Raw genomic sequence first — 21,798 nt, forward strand, 5'->3', positions numbered from 1 at the left:
AACAAAATCACCTGAAATGCACTTATTTCTATATGACAGGTGATCATATAGTTATCCTTTCCCTCTCAATGACTTTTCATATAGGTCAACGTACTCTCCGACACTTATTTTCATAAACAGTTCTTCCAAAAGTTCATAGGGTATCTTCTTGGGATTTTTGAATCTGATGCAGCTTTTCCCGATATCAAGCTTGGTGCTGACCCGCTTTGAATACTCCTCCCTGAACCATTTCTCCAATTCAGGAATCATGTATATACCCGAGTGATAAATAGCAATGTGGTTTTTTTGGGAGGCAAGTGACATAAAAGGCAATGGCTCCTTAGGATTTACATGGTATCCTTTAGGATAGATTGAATGTGGAACCACATAGCTTATCATTCCATAGCTAATGGTTTCCACAAATCCTTCAGGCAGATTGGAGAGAATTAGCTCTCTAAGCATTTCCATTATTTCCCTCCTATCCTCGGGAAGTTTTTCAAGATATTCCTCAACTGTTTTAAATTCGTAATCCATGGCACCCTCCTTATAACCTTCAACAGTATCAGCATAGCATGTCTAGTTAACTCCAGCCAACTCCTTAAACAGTTCAACCCCTGTTTCGATTATTTCATCTGGAAAATCATACTCATGGGTATGAACTGCAGGATAGTCAATTCCATTACCGATGTAACAGATTGCCCCCTTGGTTTTCTTCAAGTAATGCCCGAAATCCTCGGAACCCCTGAATCCGCTTTTCATTTCCACCACCTGGAAGCCCTTTTTCTTGGCTGCCTTCCTAATCTTATTAGCGCTTTCAGGAAAATTGGAGGTCACGGGAAAAATATCTTCATAAATGAACTCCACCTTTATCCCATCCTTTGCTGCTTGATTCTTGGAAATCATTTCAAGATTTTCCTGCAGTCTGTCCAGCTCATCCTCAAGCTCAGCCCTTATTGTCAGAAGAAGCTCCCCCTTGCCTGCTGAAATGCCAAAGGCTCTGTCCCCCACATTGACCTGGATTACGGTAGCCAATACCAAACCCCTGTTTTCCTTGGAATTTACAAGCTCAGGTATGCTATCAATGACCCTGGCTATTGCATAGGCAGGGTTCCTACCCATCTCAGGTTCACTGGCATGAGATTGCTTCCCAACCATCCTTATTGTCATTCCTCTTGATGCAAAATTCGTTGTACCATCTATTATATTGATTGAATTCTTTTCCATTCCACTCATATTATGGTATGCGAATATCTCATCAATTTCATTCTCATCGATAATGGAGGAGGCCTCCGCCGCACCATCCCCTGTCTCTTCAGCATGCTGGAATATGAAAAAGATATTTTCACCTGCTCCTATCTGGTCCACTTCAAGTGCAAATCCGGCAAGGGTTGCTGAGTGACCATCGTGTCCACACTTATGTGATACACCAGGATTCTTTGATCCATGAGCCAGACTTATTCCCTCATCCATAGGTACAGCGTCAAAATCTGCCCTGAAGGCAATGTTTCTTCTACCTTCACCTGCATGGTAAATCCCATAGAAGAACTTCCCCCTGTCTACAATCTCCAGCCTTGTGTTTTCTTTTAGAAATTGCATCAACCTGTTCTTGGTCCATACCTCCTGATTTGATGGCTCAGGATTCTGATGAAGCTCCCTTCTCAATGCAATTGTTTTTTCTAGATTCTTACTATCCATGACATCATCTCCATCAATCGTATTTAAAAATTTCTACCCTATTATCCATTATCAAAACCCTTTCCATCAGAAGAACCTTTCTGATATATCTTCACTCAAGAGCAGTCGACGTCAATCATGAAATTGTTATGAAAAATTAACTATTTTATATTGACAACACTGTGTGTCATACACTATAATGGAATCAAAGGAGGTGTCCTATGGGTAATCATGAAGAATTATTTAACAACCTACACCAGGAAATGAAGCGCGGGACCCTTGTTCTTGCAGTTCTGGCGCAGCTTGACAAACCACAATACGGATACTCTCTGATGAGCATACTGGAGGAAAAGGGATTGCAGATTGATCAGAACACCCTGTATCCTCTACTCAGAAGACTTGAAAAGCAGGGTATGCTGGAATCAATCTGGGATGTTGAAGGAAGCCGTCCCAGAAGATACTACAAAATCAGCTCCCTGGGAATATCTGTAAGACATGACCTCATATCTGAATGGAAGAGCTTGAACAAGGTTATTGGTAATTTGATAGGAGGAAATCAAAATGATTAAAAACTACCTTTATACAGTCGGCAAATATCTTCCAACCTCACAGAGAGATGACATATTAAAGGACCTTGAAGCCAACATCTATGAGCTCCTTGAGGAGGCTCATGGAGACAGGGAGTATTCTCAGGAGGAGGTGGAGGATGTACTCTACAAAATGGGCAATCCAAAGAAGGTTGCTGAAAGTTACCTTGAAAGACCCAGATATCTTATTGGACCTCAATACATTGATATGTACCTGCTTGTCATCAAGGTTGCACTTTTGGGAATCTCCATTGGAATTTTAGTTGTATCCATAATAAAATTCATAGTTGATGGAGATATACTTCAATCACTATTGTCACTGGTAGGCGGAATCTGGAATGCGGGCCTTGTTATGGTTGGTATTGTAACAATTATTTTTTCCCTTGTGGAGCATTATGGCGAAAAGGATAATCTGCCATTTGACCAGGCGGATGAGAAATGGAGTCTTGAATCACTGGAGTCACCCCCTGAGGATGTTGACAAGATAAAGATATCTGATCTGGTATTTGAATCAATCTTTATACTGGCGTTTCTAGCATTTATAAACCATGGACTTCCCCTTCCAATAATATATGAGAACCAGTCCTTTGTTTTGCTAAACCATGAAGTATTGTCACCCTATCTACTATGGATAAATCTGGCGCTTGGTTCGAGTCTTCTTTTGAATGTTTATCTGCTGATGAGAAGAAGCTGGAGCATTCTTACAAGGCTCCTTTCAATCGCACTTGATATGGTAGGAATTGCAATATTTTCAGTCCTTGCATTGACTCCGGACCTATGGGATTTTTCAAGAATACCAGGAGTTACGCAAGAGGAATTAACCGGTATTGAAACCGGAGTTGGTTTAGGGCTTAAGATAGGTTTGGCGGCAATAATAGTTATTACCTTGATTGAGGTCTTCAACCACATAAGAGCTCTTTTCAGAAAAAGATAATATTTGTAATTTGGGATACCTTTATCTGGGTATCCCTTTAATATGCATATGTATGTTGCTGACCATAAGTGGTATAATAATCACAAATAAATCGAAGGAGTGATATCATGGGTTTTCTGGTAACTGGCGGTATAGTACTTTTAATTGGAGTTTATGTGTTTAGCACCTACAATGGGTTCATCGCAATTCGAAATGCCGTGGAAGAGGCGTTTTCCACAATGGATGTCTACCTTAAGAAGCGCTACGACCTTATCCCCAATCTTGTTGAAACTGTTAAGGGATATGCTAAGCACGAGCAGGAAACGTTCCAAAAGATTGTGGAAGCAAGAGCACAGGCAATGAATGCAACTACCATAGAAGAGAAACAGGCCTCAGAAAATATGTTAACCGGAACACTAAAGTCCCTGTTTGCATTGAGTGAGAATTATCCTGAGCTAAAGGCAGACAGTCAGTTTCTTGATCTTCAAAAGCAATTGCAGAAGGTTGAGGAGGATATCGCTCAATCAAGAAAATATTACAACGCTGTGGTCAAGACATTGAATACCAAGGTGGAGTCCTTCCCATCCAACATAGTAGCCATGATGTTCGGCTTCAAGAGAGGAACCTACTTCACAGCAGATGAAACGGAGAGAGAAAATGTTCAGGTACAATTTTAACAGACAACTACCTCTGCTGATATTCTTTATACTGGCTTTATTTCTCGTGTCCTCCCAAGCTGATGCTACTGGATACAACCTGGAAATATCGGAGCTTGATATAACTATGGATATCATGGAGGATAACTCCTACAAAATTGTTGAAAGACTTACTGTTCAGTTTAACCGTTCGGATATGCATGGAATCTTCAGGGATATTCCAGCAAGAACCTACTTTGGCAAGCCAGTAAAAATTGAAGATGTGGATGTTGAGGGACACAAATTCCAATCCTCCAGAGAAGGTGACTACCTTTCACTTAGGATAGGTGATCCAGATAAATATGCAAACCCCATAGAATACTATACAATCAACTATGTCTACAATATCGGGGATGACCTCAATGAGGAAATGGACGAGCTTTACTTCAATCTGGTAGGAGATCAGTGGGAGATTCCAATACACAGAACCATTTTCACTATCAACATGCCTAAGGAATTCAACAGTGCGAGCATCAATTTCACATCAGGCTATGCCGGCTCCACTGATAGAGCACAGGTCGATTACACCGTCAATGGTACAACAATCAGCGGAGAGTATAGGGAGACAATTTCGCCTGGACAGGCTCTAACCATAGCACTTCCCCTTGAAGAAGGTTATTTTAGTGAAGTTGAGCCCGATGGGGACGGCATAAGGACCTTTACAAAATCCTATATCGCATTGTTTCCAATTCTATTGATTGGAGCATTGGGTTTGCTGTTCAAGTATGGGAGAGATGATCCCATCTATCCTACCGTTGAGTTCTATCCACCGGAGGACCTTACTCCAGCAGAAATAGGTTATGTCTATGATAACCGAATAGACCCCTATGACCTGACGTCCATGCTGATATACTGGGCGGACAAAGGCTATCTGAGGATTATTGAAGAAGAGAACGAGGAAGGTCTCATATTCAAGAAAAATAAGACCACTCTGAAGCTGGAGAAGCTAAAACCTCTACCTGCTGGAACTAAAAGATTTGAAAGCGTCTACTTCAACGACCTTTTTGACACTTATTCAATTGACAATGTTGTTGATGTTGATCAGCTTAAGGAGAGCTTCTATATAACCCTTGGAGCAGTAAAAAGCGAGCTAATAAACTCCTTTGACAATCGAAGATTCCTTTCCAGATCTGGATTCTTCGCAGCTCTGGGAATGTCAGCCCTTGGAATCATTGCCTTTATACTGGTTTTTCTTGGGTTATTCAACGAAATAAACCCATATAGTCCAGGCCTTGTAGCAGTATTTGCAATAATTGGTGGCATTGTTCTTGGAGCCTTTCTTTCAGCTTCAGCAACCCTCTTTGCAAGTGTAAAGACAAAGCTTCCCTATGAAAGGTTCAAGACAATAATGACGGGAATATTCACCGCTCTTGTACCTCTTGCAATATCAGTGCTGATTCTTTATATTACAGAAGCCAGAGCTTTATACGTTATGGGCTTTGTATTTGGTATAGCAATAATATACCTCTCTCCACTGGCACATAAAAGGACCCCACAGGGTATCAAGTGGATGCAGCATCTGCTTGGTCTCAAGAACTTCATTGAGAAGGCTGAAAGGGATAGAATCAAGCAGCTTGTGGATGATGACCCCGAATACTTCTACCATATTCTACCCTATGCAATGGTTCTTGGAGTGACCGATCATTGGGCAAAGAATTTTGAAGGTATTGCCATGAGCAGTCCGGATTGGTACCAGACCAATTCCAGTAGAGCATTCCATGCTCCCTACTTTGTAAGCAGGATGGATGCCAATACCAAAGCCGTTGGTAAAACCATGGCATCAAGCCCCGCCAAATCAGGTGGAGGTAGCTTTGGTGGAGGTAGCTCTGGTGGTGGATCCGGCGGCGGCGGTGGTGGCGGCTGGTAAACTGATATATTAAAGCCTCTGGAATAATCCAGAGGCTTTTTCATACCTATTTGATCTCTTCAAAACCATCCATGTTAAATGCCCTAATATTATCATCCATCACATAATAGAGGATGTCGTCAATATATAGCGGCCTTTTTACGTTTTGTCCATATATACCTTCATTTGAAATTTCCTTGATCAGCTCCAGGTCTCCTGTTTCACTTGCCTTTATTACCACCAATCCGTTGAATGCCTCCCTGGTAAGTTTACCTGAATATATGTTGAGAGTGGCATCAAATGCTATAAGGTCGTCCTGTGGCTTAAGCATCAAGGCCTTGTGATTGTGTAGAACTTCTGCATAGCTTCCTGTTTCACCCAGGATGAGGTTCTTGATTTCCTTCGGCTTTCCTGAATCTGATACATCAAACAATGAAAGCTTTATCCCCTGCTGTACACCTGTATTTTCATCCACATCCTGACCTATTCCAAGTAGAACATCCTTGCTTATGGGGTGAAGATAGTTGGAAAAACCAGGAACCTTCAACTCCCCTGTCACCTGTGGATTCTCAGGGTCTGAAAGATCCAATACAAATAGAGGATCTATCTGCCTAAAGGTTACAATATAACCCATATCTCCCATAAACCTTGCAGAAAAGATTCGCTCACCAGGAGCTAGGTTCTCAATGGAACCGATCAGATTCATGTTCCTGTCAAGTATATATACTGAATTTAGGCTCTCGCCACTCCATTCTGTTGTTGCAACCCTAAGGTTGCCGTCAAACTCATCCATTGAAAACTGATTCAGCAATGATCCCTGGACCATTCCTCCTCCAGAGTAACCAATTGTAGTATCATCCACTGTGAATCTTGCTATGTTTGTAACCGAACCCCAAAATGAGTTGTAGTCATTTCCTGATACATAGAGAGCATTTTCACTCATGTATACCTCGCTGCCACTACCAAGATAAGCCTCAATGCTGGCCGGTTCCTTCCCATCCATAATATCAACCGCAGCTATCAGAAGATAATTGGGCATCCTTCTTCCTGGATGGTATAGGATACTGTCAACAGGGAGCTCTTTGTATTCTGAACCCAGGGTAGAATCCTTGAAAAGTGGTATGGGTCTTTCAGGATATGCCCAGTAATAGTTTAGATACTTGTTCACAACAAGGTAAACATGGTCATCCTTCTTCCTGCTGGAAAGTAGACCTCCCTCCACCTCAAGCTCCTTGACAAGATTCATTTTACCTTCCCCGTTGATATCATACACACCAAGGTAGACGTATTCCTCACCGCCGTATGGCATTATGGAATCCATCATTTCCTTTTCCATTGGCATAGGTTCAGGCATAGGTCTGATCCAGTTGCCCATAGCTCCTTTCCTTCCAAGTACAACAAGCTTTCCATCATCAACATAGAGCTGGGAATACTCAACATATTCACCGGTCTCCTTGTCCAACACAACCTCCATCTGGTCTGTCAGGACAGGACGTCCATCATTGGCCCGATATATTTTTATTGAGTCCCTAGTTGCCACATAAATATAGGTCCCATCTGTTTTTACGATATCTGCCTCATTTATTCCTTCAACCTGCTCGTTTGTGTTTGAAAAATCCTTGGCTCCATCCTGCCCCGCTGAACTATCCCCCATTGCTGGTGCCTGACTATCCAATACAGGCTCTCTTACGGCTTCCTCCATGGGAATCTCTTCCATGTCTTCAATTAGTGCAAGAAGCTCCCCTCTGCTGCTTACCTTCAGCGCTTGACCGATCTTGTTCTTTACACCCAAGACCATTTCGTCGTCAATATCTTCCTGCCCTTTTCCTATAAATATAACCCTCTTGTCATAAGCAACCTCCATGCCCAAAATGTTCTCTGCTATTATTCTCAGAGGCACCATTGTCCTGTCCTGGATTATTAAGGCTTCTGTATCAAATTCAATCCTTTCCACAGACTCTTCATTCTGCACCACATCATAATAATTCTTTCCAATCGGGAAAAGGTATTCTGCGCCATTTAACAAAATTGAAGCCTCTCTCTTAACTGCATCGTAATCAACTTCAGCTCCAAAATGCTCGCTGATTGCCCGCAGTGGAACAAGAGTCCTATCGTTGTGGATAACCGGAACAACTCCCGGATTTTCCGAGTCAAGGGGTATCATGTCCTTTCCAGACAAGATCAAAGGACTGCCCAGATGAAGTGCTATATCACCCTCAGCCTCTACACCATAGGAAAATACGCCTCCCATGGTCATGGCTATAATCAATAGAATGCTCACTATTTTCTTCATACAATATACCTCCCTTGGTTCTATTATTCTACCTATTGCATATTATACCCATGTATTGCTGTGAAGTGTTTACTAATTGGTTACGATTACCCCTCTACCACATATTCATAGTAATAACATCAAAAGCTTTCCCTTTGCATGTGTACAGTATCGGTTTTTTGGTATAAATATCATGAAGACACTTATTGGGAGGAAAACATGGATAATTCTAAAGCACTGGCTGTTCTGGAAAATTTAAGGAAGGCGATCAAGGGCAAGGACGATACACTCGAACTGGTTGTGATGGCACTTCTTGCTCAGGGTCACCTACTAATAGAGGATGTTCCTGGAGTGGGAAAAACCACATTGGTAAAGGCTTTGGCAAAGAGTATGAATCTTGAGTATAGAAGGGTTCAATTCACGCCAGATCTTATGCCCTCTGATATAATCGGTGTCAACGTTTTTCAAAAGGAGACCTCCTCCTTTGTTTTTAGGAAAGGTCCCATTTTCACACAGATACTTCTGGCAGACGAAATAAACAGAACCTCACCCAAGACACAATCCAGTTTATTGCAGGCAATGGAGGAAGGCGAGGTATCCACAGAAGACATGGATTATGTACTGGAAAAGCCATTTATGGTCCTTGCTACACAGAATCCCCTGGAATACCAGGGAACTTTCCCACTTCCAGAAGCTCAGCTTGACAGATTCCTTATGCGTATATCTCTTGGATATCCTTCAAAGGAAAATGAAATCCAGATCCTTCAGAACTATCAAGGAATCCGAAATCTTGTAGATGTGCATCCTGTGGTTTCTGGGGATGAAATTCTGGAAATGCAAAAAAGCGTAGCTTCTCTTAAGGTCCACGACGATATTCTTTCCTATATCGTTAAGATTTCTGAGGTAAGCAGATCTTATGAGGACCTAAGACTTGGTGCAAGTCCAAGAGCATCAATCGATCTTCTTAAGGCATCTAAGGCTTGCGCATTTGTAAAGGGAAGGGATTACGTTATACCTGATGATGTTAAGGAAATGGCTATACCGGTTCTTGGACATCGTTTGATACTGTCTTCCCAGGCAAGAATTGAAAGGAAGAGTATAGAATCAGTACTGAAGGGAGTCTTGAAGCGGGTGACAGTTCCGGTGTTAAGCAATGAATAGAAATCTCATAGTCGCACTTATACTCTTGCTATTTTCACTTGTTTTCGTTCTATTGGTAGGAGGAAAAATCCCCTACCTTATTTTTCATGCCCTCAGCCTTTATCTGCTTTTACCTCTTATACACAGCCTCTTGGGGCTTTATGTCCTATCAGGATCAGTAAGTATTCCATCAGGCGAGTTCTATGCTGGTGATACTGTGGAAATAAAGTATCTTGTAAAAAACAATTCCTACCTGCTATTCCCTTTCCTAATCTTCACACCTGACCTTTCATATGAAATCGGGAGAAGGAAGGCGGAAGATCTCCTCTTCTCATTGAAAAGCCATGAGAGTTACACAAAAACTGAAAAACCCACCCTGAAAAGAAGGGGATACTATGATATGGGTGGTTTTCACCTTACAATAAACGACGTTTTTGGTTTGTATAGTCTTAAAAAACACATTAAATCTGACATATCAATCCTAATTTTACCTGAAATCTCAAAAATTAACTCTTTTCAGATTCCTGCAGGCTTGCAGTCAGGGGAACTGCTGGTTTCCCAGAGCGCCTACAGGGATAAGAGCCGTATATCAGCCCTTCGGGAATACAGGGATGGAGATTCCATCAGGGCAATCCACTGGAAGGCAACTTCAAAAAAAGAGGTTCCTGTCATAAAAGAGTTTGAAGCCCGTAGTGACACATATGTCGAAGTCTTTCTGGATAGCTTTTCTCCCCACTACAGAAATGATATAAATCGAAGAATTGAGGATAAGGCTGTGGAAGTTGCTGTCAGTATTATCCATTATTGTCTTTCCAACAATATTTCAATTGCAGTCAATTATGAAAATGATAATAAGCACTATCGACTGGAGGGCAGAGACTACGAAGACCTCAAAACATACCTTGAAAGTCTTGCCAGATATTCAGCCGCTGGTAGTCTCAACCTTGAAGAGTTGATCCATAATCAATCCCCTAAAATACAAAAAGGCTCAAGTACAATACTCATTACTCCTTCACTTGATTCCACAAACGGTTCAACAGCTATGAACCTGGCCTACAGGGGAATGAACCCTATAGTTGTGGCCATTTCAGATAAACGTTGGAACACAGGAACCATTGATGGATACCTCACAGGCAAGCTTCAAGAGGATAACATCCCTGTTTTTAGGATTGATTGCAGTCAAGGCATCAGTGATATCCTGGAGGTGTCCCATGGCTGGCTATGATGTAAAACCAAACAAGTTCGCTGTTTTTTTTGCATATCTGATTATGATCTTCTCACTTGGGAGAATGTTTGCAGTGGGAATGAGTCTGGATATGAATATCTGGCTTGAAATTGGCCTTGTTGTCCTGATTGGTGGAATAATGAGCTTTCTTGTTCTTAAGCCTCTGTATCTGATAGCACTTATGATTGCATCAGTTGTTGGCGCCATTCTTCTGGATAGTGTCTGGTCTGGATTCTATCCATTGGCTAGAAATGCGATATTTGACTTGGTCAACAATGTCATCAACAACCTTTCCGGTGTTGAAAACATAAGCGTGGACAATCGGCTTCCCCTATGGATAATTATCATTACCATCATTGCACTCTATACTTCCCTGGTCATTTTTAAAGACAGAAGGAGACTATTTCTTCCAGCATTGTATATGCCAGTTTTCCTTATATACTGGTACAGCTTCTACGACAGCGCATTTGTCCTAATGGTCCTTTTCATTTTTTCATATCTTGTAATTATAGGCTATGACTCACTGTTGAGGTCTGATTCCGAAAGAGGCGATGTAAACAACGGGATTTTTTTCAACCTTTATCCCAGCTGGATGAATGTTGTCTTGATTTACAGCATCGTCATTGCACTTCTGGCATCAACTTTACCAGGAACTACTGACTATATAAGATGGAATTGGCTTAATGAAAGAGTAACCTCAGCCTTCCCTGCCATAGAGGAGCTTCGTTCAAGCGAAGGGGTCAGAAGGGTATCAGGTGATGCCCAATCCTTTGAGTTTTCAACCACCGGATTCCAGGGCGACTCTTCCCGCCTTGGCGGTCCTGTGGAAATCGACGATACTGTTGTAATAACTCTCCGAGGAGATAGGGTAAACTACCTGAGGGGAAATGTAAACCATAGCTATACTGGATCTGGTTGGTTGGATGTTCCCAAATTCTATGCCCAAGCACAGGAAGGAGCTGATTTTTCAAGACTTTCACCTGAGGAAAAATCACTTTATTACAGAGATATTGGCTTTTCAATAACCTATGAAAAAATCTCTTCCACTACTGTATTCAGCACGTTCCTGCCATATTCCTTCACGTTTGATGGCTCTTCAAGTGTGTTGGTTAACGAAGATTACTCAATTGTATACCCAGATGGGATTTACGCTGGTGAAACATATTTCTTAAGGGCCTATACTCCCCGATCCTACGGTATTCAGGTAGAAAGGGGCATTGACAGAAGTATTGATGATGTTATGCTTTCAGAGATATACTTGAATCTGCCGGATACTATTACAGACAGAACAATACAGCTAGCCGATGAAATCACTGCAGGTTTTGATTCACCTATGGAAAAGGCACTGGCAATTGAAAGCTATCTAAGATCAAACTATGAATATAGTCTTGAAGTTCCCCACGTTCCTGAAAACATGGACTTTGTGGATTATTTCCTCTTTGAGGAAGAGCAGGGCTATTGCACCTACTATGCATCTGCAATGGCAATTCTTCTACGAATCCAGGGTATTCCCACAAGGTATGTGGAAGGTTTCATAGTTCCATCAGCATCTGATAATGAACTTTATGAGGTCAAAAACAGCAATGCGCATGCTTGGGTTGAAGCCTTTATTGAACCCGTCGGTTGGACAGTATTCGAGGCAACTCCCGCATACTCTCCACCTGCAAGACTCTTGGACTATGACCCGCAGCTTGATGAAGACATTGAAGCTGATGAAAACATGGGCAGAAGCAGGGATCGGGAATCTGTTGATGGTAGAGAAGAAAATGTTAGCAACGACATTGGTGTCGATTCTGATTTGGACAATACAGGCAACCAGGATTCCTCTTTGAAAACTGACTCATTTGCATTGTTGGCTCTTGTTGTGATAACCTTAGTAATAGTATGGAGATTTTTTAGGGGAATATTCTTTGAAAGAAATAAAAAACTGTCATATGCAGGCCTTGATAATAAAGAAAAGGCAATTTACCAGTATTACCTTATGACACAGCTCATTGAAAAGCTGGGATATGCGCCTAATCCAGGAGAAACACATTTTGAGTATTCAAATAGGATAGCCCACAAGTTCCATGAATTCGGAAAGTTTGGATTTAAGCAGGCTACCCAGCTGTTTGTCAAGTCAAAGTATGGAGACTATTGTCCGAGCTCCGACGAGGTAGACACATTGGAAATCTACCGCAAAAGGCTGGACCTACAGCTAAAAAGGCATTTGGGTCCTATGCAGTACAACCTGGAAAAGTTGACCCTGTTATTGAAATCTCCAAAGTCAGCTAAGCGATCATCAAGGTAGCATTACTGGATATCCAAAAACGGAAAGTTCCCACTGAAATAAAGGAAAGCTTTCAAGTTTGTAAAAAATTGATGTACAGATGAAAGGAAGTGATAGGTTGACAGAAAGTAACTTCGACCCAAGAAAATATTTTACTGAGGCAGAGTTGATTGACCTAACTCAGGAGCTGATTAGAATACCCAGTCACAAGGATGCTCCAGGATTTGAAAAAAATGTTGCAGAGTATATACACGGCTATCTGCTTCAGCAAGGAATTCATTCTGAGCTTCACCCTGTTGTTGACGGAAGACCCAATGTAGTTGCAAAAATCGAAGGCAAGGGCAGTGGAAAATCACTCATGTTCAATGGGCACACAGATACCGTGCTACCATACAATATGACGATTGATCCCTTCGCGGCTACCATTTCAGACGGAAGAATATATGGAAGGGGATCTGTGGATATGAAGGGATCCCTTGCAGCATTTATGATTTCCATGGTTGCTATGAAAAGAAGTGGCTATATACCTGAAGGTGATGTAATATTTACAGCCGTAATAGGCGAAGAGGGTAAAAGTGAAGGAACAGAATATATCGTCAAATCAGAAATAACTGCTGATGGAGCCATAGTAGGGGAACCCTCAGATTATGAATATGCCATAGGGCATAGAGGTTTGGAATGGTTTGATGTAACCTTCTACGGAAAGGCTTCACACAGCGGAAGACCTGAAAATGGAGTCAACGCAATAGAACATGCCATGACCTTTATCAGCAGGGTAAAAGAAGAACTGTATCCCGTGCTAAGGGAAAAATACGATGAATATATGGGTGGCTCCGTAATGAACTTTGGAACAATTACCGGAGGAACCGAGCAAAGCACCGTAGCCGATAAATGTATCCTCAGGATAGACAGAAGGTACATCCCAGGAGAGGATAAGGATACAGTTATGGCAGAATACCAGGAAATCATTGACAAGCTAAAGGAGGAGGACCCTAAGTTCAATGCGAAAATTGAAATCACTCCGGAAAGTCTTCTTGAACTGTACCACCCTCCTTTGATAACTTCCTTCAACGAATCCATTGTAACCTCGGTAAGGGAAGGTATCAAGGATGTAATTGGCTATGAGCCCAATATAACAAGAGGTATAGGTTGGTCTGATGCAGCATTGCTGAAGACCTATGCAAATATCCCAACAGTGGTTTTTGGCCCTGGCGACCTGTCCCTTGCACACACTGAGGAGGAGCATGTTAAGGTTGAGGACCTTGTCAATGCAGTGGATATATATTCAAGAATCACTCAAAACTTCACATCCCTTCCTAAGGAAGATGAACTTCAGTAGAGATAGACAATCGACCAGCTTTTAAAAAGCTGGTCGATTCAATGTTTAAACGTTTTCAACAAACTGGACCTTAAAGCCGTCTGGATCCTTTACATACAGAAATCTTATGTGAGGATTAGGTTGAAAGGGTCCACTATGTACTGGGATTCCTTTCTGTTCCAAAACTCCTTCAATTTTCTCCAGTGATTCCACCTGGAAGCCCATGGACATACCCTCTCCCAAACAATCGGGTCTGATGTCTGTATCGCATATTAGTTCAAGCTTGGTTTCTCCATCCCCCAAAAAGCAAATTTCAGTATCCGGTCCTGCGTTGAACCTCCTGTCCACTTTAAGCCCCACAATTTCTGTGTAAAATTCTATTGACTTGTCCATATCGTTGACAGTCAGTGTAGTCCAGCAAAATTTCATTGCATATCCTCCCTGTTCATTCAAAGATAAATAGTCTTCCATATCTATCTTACCCAGCAGATTGTTTTTATCACATCATTGACAAAAAAACAGAGCCTGGTTTCCCAGACTCCATTATTTAATATCTAATTATCTAGCCATCTCGTAAGCTTCCTCAACAACAGCAATGTAACCTTCAACAGTTATTGTAACAGAAGATGTTAGCTCTGGAACATCAGGTACATTTTGATGTGAGTCGTCAACAACCTTTACTTGAAGTCCTTTTATCTCTTCGATATCTTTACCTGCCATCCACTCTTGGAAAGCTTCCATTTGCTCATACCATTCTTTGCCGATTCCGGATGCTCTAATCATACCGTAATCTTCTGCAAGTTCGTGCTTGGTCTTTCCTTCAACTGAAGTATCAGTTGCAAGAGCTCCGTCAATCTCATATGCCACTCTAACCTGAGCGTTGTCAATTATTGTAGCAACTACTTTTCCGTCTGCATCAAATGCTGTTGCAGTCATGTAAGTGTCCACCTGCGCCTGTGCGCCCTGCTCAGCTGACCCGTCTCTTGACTTGTTTATATGAGTCTCGATCCCTAAACCTACCGTTTCTGCTCCGGTTGCATCTACAGATTTGTTCCAAGCTTCCTCTACTGCAGCAATATATGATTCTACAGTTATGGTTACTGATGAAGTAAGCTCAGGTGCATCAGGTACATTTTGATGTGCATCATCAACAACTTTTACCGGTAATGCTTTTATCTCATCCACTGTCTTGCCAATCATCCACTCTTCGAATGCTTCCATCTGCTCAAACCACTCTTTGCCAATTCCGGAAGCTTTAATCATTCCGTAATCTTCTGCAAGATCTTTCTTGCTTGGAACCTCAGCATCTTTATCTGAAGTAACTGCCATGTTCTCGTCAAATGCCACTCTTGTTTGAGCAACATCAATTGTTACGCTTGCAACCTTGCCATCTGCATCAAATCCAACTGCAGCGATAGTTACATCTGCCTGCGCCTGTGCATTTGCATCATCAGCTTTTGCCTTTGACTTTGCAGTTGAAATAACTTGTCCAAGTCCAAGCTTAGCTATGCTACCCGCTTCTGCTGGCTCTTCCGCTGGCTCTTCTGCTGGCTCCTCTGCTGGTTCTTCTACTGCTGGTTCTTCTGCTGGCTCTTCCGCTGGTTCCTCAGCAGGTGTACATCCGGCCAACATGCTGAAACTTAGTGCAAATACAAGTAGTAACATTAATAGTTTCTTCATTTTCTAAACCCTCCATTTTATGTATTGTTTGATATATATTTAACATCTATGATTATAGCAGATACATTTATTTTCCACAAGTGTTTTTTCATTCAAACATTTGTATATATGTATATTTGTGCTTTTTTTCGACTAAAGTCCCTTTGTTGTGGCATTGATTCACAGAATCCAGATACACCTATTTATCAAATTGATGATTTTCTATGTTAAAGCGATTATATGATTTTGATATGATTGAATCAATTGATTTTATCGCAGTAATGCACATGAAGGCCCGGATATTTGTCCTACAAATATCCGGGCCTTTTGCCACTGATCAATAACCACTGGTTGAATCTGGAAATCTCCCGTATGCGTGCTGCATCAGCCTGCTCTTATTTACAATATGTCTCTCATACTTCCCTTTCAGAAATCTACCTTGGCTGTCATAGCCTTCGATTTCAATAAAGACCTTATTGTTTTCAACCTCAGCAACCTTAAGTCTAATATTGATTGGTTCCCCTACCAAGGTAGGATTTTCATGTGAAAGCTCTATGTGCGTTCCCACCGTCGTGTAATCTGAGGGGAGAAGATCTTCCAACATCTCCGTAGATGCTTCAATAACCATGTTTACAACAGCTGGAGTTGAAACAAGGTAAGAAAGTTCCAATGATCCTGGAAGGTCTGTACCGTCTGCGGGTCCTGTTATCTTTCTGTAATCCTTAACTAAGCCTGGTTCAATTCTATGTTCCATTGATACTCCCCCTTTAAAACCTTAAGTAGACTCAACATTTGGCTAACTTATCTGTTATCTATTATATACCTGTTTTTATTGGTCATAAACACGACCATTCATGTATCTCTCTACCACTACCAAGGCAAGGATTGTCCAGCCTGGAATATAGGTCAGCCAAACCAGGTTAACCGCCAGGGCAGACCTAATAGCCCCAATGCCCGGATAAAACAGATCAAGTGCCACTCCATAATCGCATATTATCATCAACAGGCCTGAAAAGGCCATCATAAGTGCTGTCCTACTCCCATAGTATCCATTCCATATTGCAGAAGCTCCAGCCCATGCCATCATGGTCAATGACAGGGCTACCATTGAGCCCAGTAATCTCTGTACTCCATTTAAGTATGGGATTATAATTATACCAATGACAACAAGTAGCCGCCCATAGACTATTGTCGGTAGAAGCAGCCATTTCTTCCACCTGAATCCCCTTATATATATTCTGGCAATCAGAAGATACGCAGCTGAAAATGGAATAAATCCAATATATCTAAGCTCTCCAGGAAAGCCATTGATGGAGTAGGACAACACTAGAAAAAAATCTCCCAGAATCATTAGTGGAAATGCCAGAAAAAGAATTTTTTGCTCATGTGATCTCCCTCTCTTGGAATAAGTGGCGATGCTCAGCATAATGACAACCAGATACCTGCTATGGGTCAATATATCCTTATCTATTCCCATCTCCTCCATCACCAGAAGAACCATGGTAAGGGATAGAAATACTATTAGAAGGTTTCGTTGATCTAGGCTCATCTGAACACCCCTTTAGAATCCTCTTCTCTGACCTTCCCAAGGCGGAGCTTTCCCTTCCCTGAATTCTTCAATTCCTGGACCTTTTAGATTCCTCAACCTCCAGGTTCCGTATAGATAGCTCAGTACAAGAACTGACATGGTGGCTGGAAATCCAAGCAATGTGTTTGCCCATGCAATTAGAAAAAGGTTTCCGCCCCTATAAAGGTTTACCTGCAGATACATCCTTAGCAAGAACAGCATTGCCCATACGATGGATACCTCCCTGTAAGCGGGCTTAACATCTTTTCTCATGAACCACTCCATCTCCCAGCCTCTGGACAGATGGCTTGCAAAGGCAGCTATTGGCCTCCCAATTATTATGGATAGGACAGATACAAGAAATAGTGAACCGCTTGATATGATACGAGGTAGAAAATAATCCGCAGCATTACCTGCAAAGTAGGCAAACGCAGAAGCTACCATGACACCTCCCAATCCTCCAAGAGCATACTTAACCGTTTCTCCTTTAAGATATCTTTGGACCCCTATGGCCAAAGCACACAATGTCGCAGCAAGTATCCCAGAGAAAACACCGAAAATATTATTCACTATTACAAAGACAATTGGAGGTACAATGGCCCCTATTGTCTTTCCCCCAATAACACTTTTTACTTCATCTATAATTTCATCCAGAATTTTTATCATTTCTACCTCTCTATTTCAATGTCTAATTTAAAGGTCATGGCTTCTCCATCCCATAAAAAATTTTCCCCAGTCACCTTCACTTTTTCCTAAATTTATGGCAACATAAAGACTGCCCGTCAAAAATCCGAATATCATCATTGCAGTTATCCAGGCTATTGAAATGACAATGCTCCTTTCTCTAAAATATATCCACATTGAAAACAAAATGAATCCAACATACAAATCCACCATGGATACAATTCCCCATGGATTGTCTAGTATCATCCCTCCGTCTGCAAAAAAATCTCCTGCTGTGAAGCCGTGGAACAGTGCCAAGGACATTGCTCCAACACCCATCCATGATATGATCTTCGCCAACTTCATATGCACTCCCCCTATCGGTATAGCATTAATTTACCCTAAGAGAGCATCTTTAACTCTGCTGTTGATATTATCTTTCATATTGGGTATATAGCATCTAGCATTCATTAATCAAAGGAGGATAATGATGAAAATTCACGATCTTGATACACCGTCCCTGCTTATTGAACAGGACGTCATGCTTCAGAACATTATTCAAATGCAAAGGTATGCCCATGAAAACAATGTTTCACTAAGACCGCACACAAAGACCCATAAGTCATCCTATATTGCACTCCTACAGTCGGATCAGGGTGCTGCCGGCATTACGGTTGCCAAGGTTGGCGAGGCAGAAGTAATGGCCAAGGCTGGACTGAAGGATATTTTCATAGCAAATGAGATAGTGGGAACAAAGAAGCTGGAGAGGATTAAAGCCCTTCAGAAGTCCATAGATATTTCCTTTGGATTGGATTCAATTGCTCAGGCCAAGATGATAGAAGAGGTGTTTGACAGGGATGAGAAGGCCAATGTACTGATAGAGATAGAGGTTGGCGAGAACAGGTCCGGTATAATTGAGGAGCAGGATTTCATTGATCTTTTAAATTACATCAAGTCTACTGAGAGTATACTCTTCAAAGGAATTTTTTCCCATGATGGACATTCCTATGGAGCCAACAATATTGATGAACTGAGGGAAATTCACCTTGAAAGTCAGAGGAGAACATTGAGATTTGCCACTATTGCCAGGGATGCTGGACTTCCTCCGGCAACTGTAAGCATCGGATCTACTCCATCACTTGTTCATAATTTCCCGATTCTGGATGGGGTAACTGAAATAAGACCAGGAACCTATATTTACATGGATGCATCACAGGCAAACGTTGTTGGAAGTCTCAGAATGAATGCAGCCTCTGTACTTGCGACTGTAATGAGCAGACCCACAGCTGAAAGGGTCGTGCTGGATGTTGGTGCCAAGGGTTTGACAATGCAAAAAAGGTCCAAGGGAATAACTGCAACAAATGGAATGGGAATAATTGTAGGCTTTGAAGGTGTAGAAATAGATTCAATGTATGATGAACATTCCCTAATCTACAATAGGAATTTCAGAGACCAAGTGCAGGTGGGCGATCAGGTCCGGATCATTCCAAACCATATCTGTCCGGTTGTGAATCTTTACGATTATTTTTACCTTGTTTCAGGAGAAGATGTCCTTCATGAGATTCCGATTGACTGCAGAGGAAAACTGCAATGAAAAACGGCTTGAAAAAGCCGTTTTACTCCTTTAAAATCCACACACTCACACCTGCTTTTGAAGTGTAGAAATTCCCGAATCCATCATTGTCAACTATTACAGCATCATCGCTTCCACCCATTTCATCCAAATATTCCCTTCCAATGAATTCATGCCCAATATGCATTCTGATTGTACCACCTTCCTTGTTGGAAACAACCACAGCAGTCCTCTGTGGATTCTCTACTGTACCTTTTCTCACCCACCCTATCAGGTTAGGATCCTGGAAGTAGTCATCCTCTTCACCAAAGCAATAATTCTTCCTTAAGTGGATGAGCTTATTGATATCCTCCCTTATCCCTCCATAGGGATGTTCTCCACCTACACCGTAGTAATCCCCATAGAATACACAGGGATAGCCCTTGCTTCTAAGCAATATCAGAGCATATGCAATTTCCTTGAACCAGGGTTCTACCCACGACTGAAGGGATTGGCCTTGCTGGGAATCGTGATTATCAACAAATGTAACTGCTTCTGTTGGATACCTTGACACGAGGGTATTCTCAAAAATATTCCTTAAATCGTACAGGTCTCCCTCTAATGATGCCCTGTGAAGATTAAAATGCAGTGGTACGTCAAAAACGTCAACTCCGAAGGATGTTCCCTCAAGGAACTCCTCAATCCAATCCATATTATCCACCCAGTACTCTCCCAGGATGTAGAAATCCTGACCTGCATACTCCCTAACATCCTGGATGAACTCCCTTAGGAAGGCTACATCAATATGCTTGACCGCATCAAGTCTAAAACCATCAACTCCAGTCTCATTTATAAACCATTTTGCCCAGCTCATAAATTCCGCTTTGACTTCAGGATGTGCATGATCAATATCAGTAAACATCAAATAGTCATAATTTCCCCTTTCAACTGAAACACCGAGATTCCAGCCCTTGTTCTCTCCAATTATCCTAAATATGCCCTTTTTCCCCGTAAGGTCATCGTAGTCGACACCATTGAAATGATTGTAATTCCACTTGAATTTTGAATATTCATCTCTTCTACCAGTGAAATCAAAGCCTGTCCACGCACTTATTTCAACAGGCTTACCTATCTCCTTGTTTCGATCCTCATTATCCACCTGTATGGCAAGAAACTTCTCCTTTCTGTCTCCTCCAGCCTTGTGGTTCATGACCAAATCTGCATAAATGTGGATGCCCTTATCATGAAAGCTTTGGATCATATCCAGCAATTCATCTTTTGTGCCATATTTAGTCCTTATTGTGCCCTTTTGGTCGAATTCACCCAGATCATAGAGGTCATATATTCCATAACCAACATCCTCTTTTCCCATCCCCTTGAAGGCAGGAGGTATCCACACCGCTAAAAACCCTGCCTCTGCCAGTTCTTCCACTCTCTCTGTCATCATTCTATAGAAGCTTCCATCTCCTGGAAGATACCATTCAAAGCCTTGAAGCATTACTCCGTTTTCCATCCCACTCCTCACTTTCTATTCTCTGATGTCATATCTGCCGATCAGTTCAGAACCTCTGATGACCTCTCTCTTGGCTTGAAGAAGACCTTCCTGATTCACCCTCATCTTCCATCTGACAATCTGGACTCTGCCACCTTCAATTTCGATGGCAGTTATGGTTGTTGGATAGATGCAGCAGCCTGTATTGAAATATGGCAGGTCATCTGTACGAGGGAACTTGAATCTGTGTGTATGGCCGCAGATTAGCATCTTTCTGTTCTTCAGGATCCACTTGTTGAAATTCTTTTCAATCTTGTGTCTCTTATATACATTTTTTGTGGGGCTGGCCGGATTCTTGATACCAAAGGAGTGCATAAATCTCCAAAAATACTTGAGGGAAAGCATGGTGGGAAACCATAGCTGATCATTTGCAAGGTCTCCTTGATGGCCATGTACAACAAAAATCTCCTGTCCAGTTTTCCTGTGCTTAAGGACCAGTGCTTCAATTGGTTCAAGCCCCTTCAGAAAATCGTATCTCTGTTCCCGATACTCGTTATAGTAGGAGGTATAATTCTTCTCAACATACTCGGGGTCCCTGAGATAAATATTATGGTTCCCGTATAGCATAATCATTCTGTCATGGTAGAAGAATTTTTTTATACTCTCGAACACGTCGTAATGGGCATTCTTGATGTACTTAAACTTTGGCTGTTCCCAAAGTTCATCCCCATCCCCCACTTCCACATAAACAAAATCATTCTTGTAGTAGTAATCCAGAGCATTGAGGAATACATTCTGATTCTTTGTAAACTCATCAGAAGTTCCTCCATCTCCTCTGTGATGATCACTCATGAATACATATTTTGAACTGTCATCAAAGTACTCCACACGGGCACCCTCATAGGCCTGATCAAGTCTTTTTTGTGTAAACATCGGTTTCACTCCCT

General features: G+C 41.8%; 20 protein-coding genes. 9 read left to right on the top strand and 11 right to left on the bottom strand.

Annotation, left to right across the window (positions count from 1 at the left end):
* Positions 1-51: 51 nt before the first annotated feature.
* Together ACKVDP_RS08050 and ACKVDP_RS08055 are read right to left on the bottom strand one after the other, a co-directional pair.
* Positions 52-513 (bottom strand): iron chaperone, encoded by a 462-nt coding sequence (locus ACKVDP_RS08050; RefSeq protein WP_409228298.1) that lies wholly within the window; start codon positions 511-513, stop codon positions 52-54.
* Between the two features lie 42 nt (positions 514-555).
* Positions 556-1,674 carry a M20 metallopeptidase family protein gene (locus ACKVDP_RS08055; RefSeq protein ID WP_409228299.1) on the bottom strand — a complete coding sequence of 373 codons (1,119 nt, stop codon included), beginning with the start codon at positions 1,672-1,674 and terminating at the stop codon, positions 556-558.
* Positions 1,675-1,874: 200 nt separating this feature from the next.
* On the opposite strand from ACKVDP_RS08055, the gene ACKVDP_RS08060 reads away from it, so the two are divergent.
* The 4 genes from ACKVDP_RS08060 (at position 1,875) to ACKVDP_RS08075 (ending at position 5,715) form a co-directional block, all read left to right on the top strand.
* Complete coding sequence (locus tag ACKVDP_RS08060) at positions 1,875-2,222, top strand: PadR family transcriptional regulator (protein ID WP_409228300.1); 348 nt, start codon at positions 1,875-1,877, stop codon at positions 2,220-2,222.
* On the top strand, positions 2,215-3,174 hold the full coding sequence (locus ACKVDP_RS08065; RefSeq protein ID WP_409228301.1) for an HAAS signaling domain-containing protein: 960 nt from the start codon (positions 2,215-2,217) through the stop codon (positions 3,172-3,174). The genes ACKVDP_RS08060 and ACKVDP_RS08065 overlap by 8 nt, the downstream gene beginning before the upstream one ends.
* A 107-nt stretch (positions 3,175-3,281) precedes the next feature.
* Entirely contained in the window at positions 3,282-3,830 is a 549-nt protein-coding gene (locus ACKVDP_RS08070) for a LemA family protein (RefSeq protein WP_409228302.1), read from the top strand.
* Positions 3,811-5,715: a DUF2207 domain-containing protein gene (locus ACKVDP_RS08075; protein ID WP_409228303.1), complete on the top strand. Its 1,905-nt coding sequence runs from the start codon at positions 3,811-3,813 to the stop codon at positions 5,713-5,715. Before ACKVDP_RS08070 ends, ACKVDP_RS08075 begins: the two co-directional genes overlap by 20 nt.
* Positions 5,716-5,761: 46 nt before the next feature.
* On the opposite strand, the gene ACKVDP_RS08080 is transcribed toward ACKVDP_RS08075, so the two are convergent.
* Complete coding sequence (locus ACKVDP_RS08080) at positions 5,762-7,987, bottom strand: beta-propeller domain-containing protein (RefSeq protein ID WP_409228304.1); 2,226 nt, start codon at positions 7,985-7,987, stop codon at positions 5,762-5,764.
* Between the two features lie 198 nt (positions 7,988-8,185).
* Here ACKVDP_RS08080 and ACKVDP_RS08085 point away from each other — a divergent pair, with 198 nt between their 5' ends.
* The 4 genes from ACKVDP_RS08085 (at position 8,186) to ACKVDP_RS08100 (ending at position 13,939) form a co-directional block, all read left to right on the top strand.
* Positions 8,186-9,127 (top strand): AAA family ATPase, encoded by a 942-nt coding sequence (locus tag ACKVDP_RS08085; protein ID WP_409228305.1) that lies wholly within the window; start codon positions 8,186-8,188, stop codon positions 9,125-9,127.
* The gene (locus tag ACKVDP_RS08090) at positions 9,120-10,331 is read left to right on the top strand and encodes a DUF58 domain-containing protein (protein WP_409228306.1); all 1,212 of its coding nucleotides are present in this window, start codon (positions 9,120-9,122) and stop codon (positions 10,329-10,331) included. Before ACKVDP_RS08085 ends, ACKVDP_RS08090 begins: the two co-directional genes overlap by 8 nt.
* Positions 10,318-12,621 carry a transglutaminase TgpA family protein gene (locus tag ACKVDP_RS08095; RefSeq protein WP_409228307.1) on the top strand — a complete coding sequence of 768 codons (2,304 nt, stop codon included), beginning with the start codon at positions 10,318-10,320 and terminating at the stop codon, positions 12,619-12,621. The genes ACKVDP_RS08090 and ACKVDP_RS08095 overlap by 14 nt, the downstream gene beginning before the upstream one ends.
* Before the next feature lie 97 nt (positions 12,622-12,718).
* Positions 12,719-13,939, top strand: a complete 1,221-nt coding sequence (locus tag ACKVDP_RS08100) for a M20 family metallopeptidase (protein WP_409228308.1) — start codon at positions 12,719-12,721, stop codon at positions 13,937-13,939.
* Between the two features lie 45 nt (positions 13,940-13,984).
* On the opposite strand, the gene ACKVDP_RS08105 is transcribed toward ACKVDP_RS08100, so the two are convergent.
* The 6 genes from ACKVDP_RS08105 to ACKVDP_RS08130 form a co-directional block, all read right to left on the bottom strand.
* The gene (locus ACKVDP_RS08105) at positions 13,985-14,347 is read right to left on the bottom strand and encodes a VOC family protein (RefSeq protein WP_409228309.1); all 363 of its coding nucleotides are present in this window, start codon (positions 14,345-14,347) and stop codon (positions 13,985-13,987) included.
* 129 nt (positions 14,348-14,476) lie between these two features.
* Positions 14,477-15,598: a hypothetical protein gene (locus ACKVDP_RS08110; protein WP_409228310.1), complete on the bottom strand. Its 1,122-nt coding sequence runs from the start codon at positions 15,596-15,598 to the stop codon at positions 14,477-14,479.
* Between the two features lie 316 nt (positions 15,599-15,914).
* Entirely contained in the window at positions 15,915-16,331 is a 417-nt protein-coding gene (locus ACKVDP_RS08115) for a thioesterase family protein (protein WP_409228311.1), read from the bottom strand.
* 75 nt (positions 16,332-16,406) lie between these two features.
* On the bottom strand, positions 16,407-17,126 hold the full coding sequence (locus ACKVDP_RS08120; RefSeq protein ID WP_409228312.1) for a lysoplasmalogenase family protein: 720 nt from the start codon (positions 17,124-17,126) through the stop codon (positions 16,407-16,409).
* A gap of 12 nt (positions 17,127-17,138) precedes the next feature.
* Positions 17,139-17,810 (bottom strand): DUF3159 domain-containing protein, encoded by a 672-nt coding sequence (locus tag ACKVDP_RS08125; protein WP_409228313.1) that lies wholly within the window; start codon positions 17,808-17,810, stop codon positions 17,139-17,141.
* A 27-nt stretch (positions 17,811-17,837) separates the two neighbouring features.
* Positions 17,838-18,173, bottom strand: coding sequence for a DUF1475 family protein (locus ACKVDP_RS08130; protein WP_409228314.1), 336 nt, complete (start codon positions 18,171-18,173; stop codon positions 17,838-17,840).
* Positions 18,174-18,297: 124 nt separating this feature from the next.
* Here ACKVDP_RS08130 and ACKVDP_RS08135 point away from each other — a divergent pair, with 124 nt between their 5' ends.
* Positions 18,298-19,401 carry a D-TA family PLP-dependent enzyme gene (locus ACKVDP_RS08135; RefSeq protein ID WP_409228315.1) on the top strand — a complete coding sequence of 368 codons (1,104 nt, stop codon included), beginning with the start codon at positions 18,298-18,300 and terminating at the stop codon, positions 19,399-19,401.
* 22 nt (positions 19,402-19,423) lie between these two features.
* On the opposite strand, the gene ACKVDP_RS08140 is transcribed toward ACKVDP_RS08135, so the two are convergent.
* Together ACKVDP_RS08140 and ACKVDP_RS08145 are read right to left on the bottom strand one after the other, a co-directional pair.
* The gene (locus tag ACKVDP_RS08140) at positions 19,424-20,872 is read right to left on the bottom strand and encodes an alpha-amylase (RefSeq protein ID WP_409228316.1); all 1,449 of its coding nucleotides are present in this window, start codon (positions 20,870-20,872) and stop codon (positions 19,424-19,426) included.
* A 15-nt stretch (positions 20,873-20,887) separates the two neighbouring features.
* The gene (locus ACKVDP_RS08145) at positions 20,888-21,784 is read right to left on the bottom strand and encodes a metallophosphoesterase (RefSeq protein ID WP_409228317.1); all 897 of its coding nucleotides are present in this window, start codon (positions 21,782-21,784) and stop codon (positions 20,888-20,890) included.
* Between the last annotated feature and the right edge of the window lie 14 nt (positions 21,785-21,798).

The organism is Gudongella ferriphila, from assembly GCF_046224405.1.
Taxonomy (GTDB): Bacteria; Bacillota; Clostridia; order Tissierellales; family Tissierellaceae; genus Gudongella.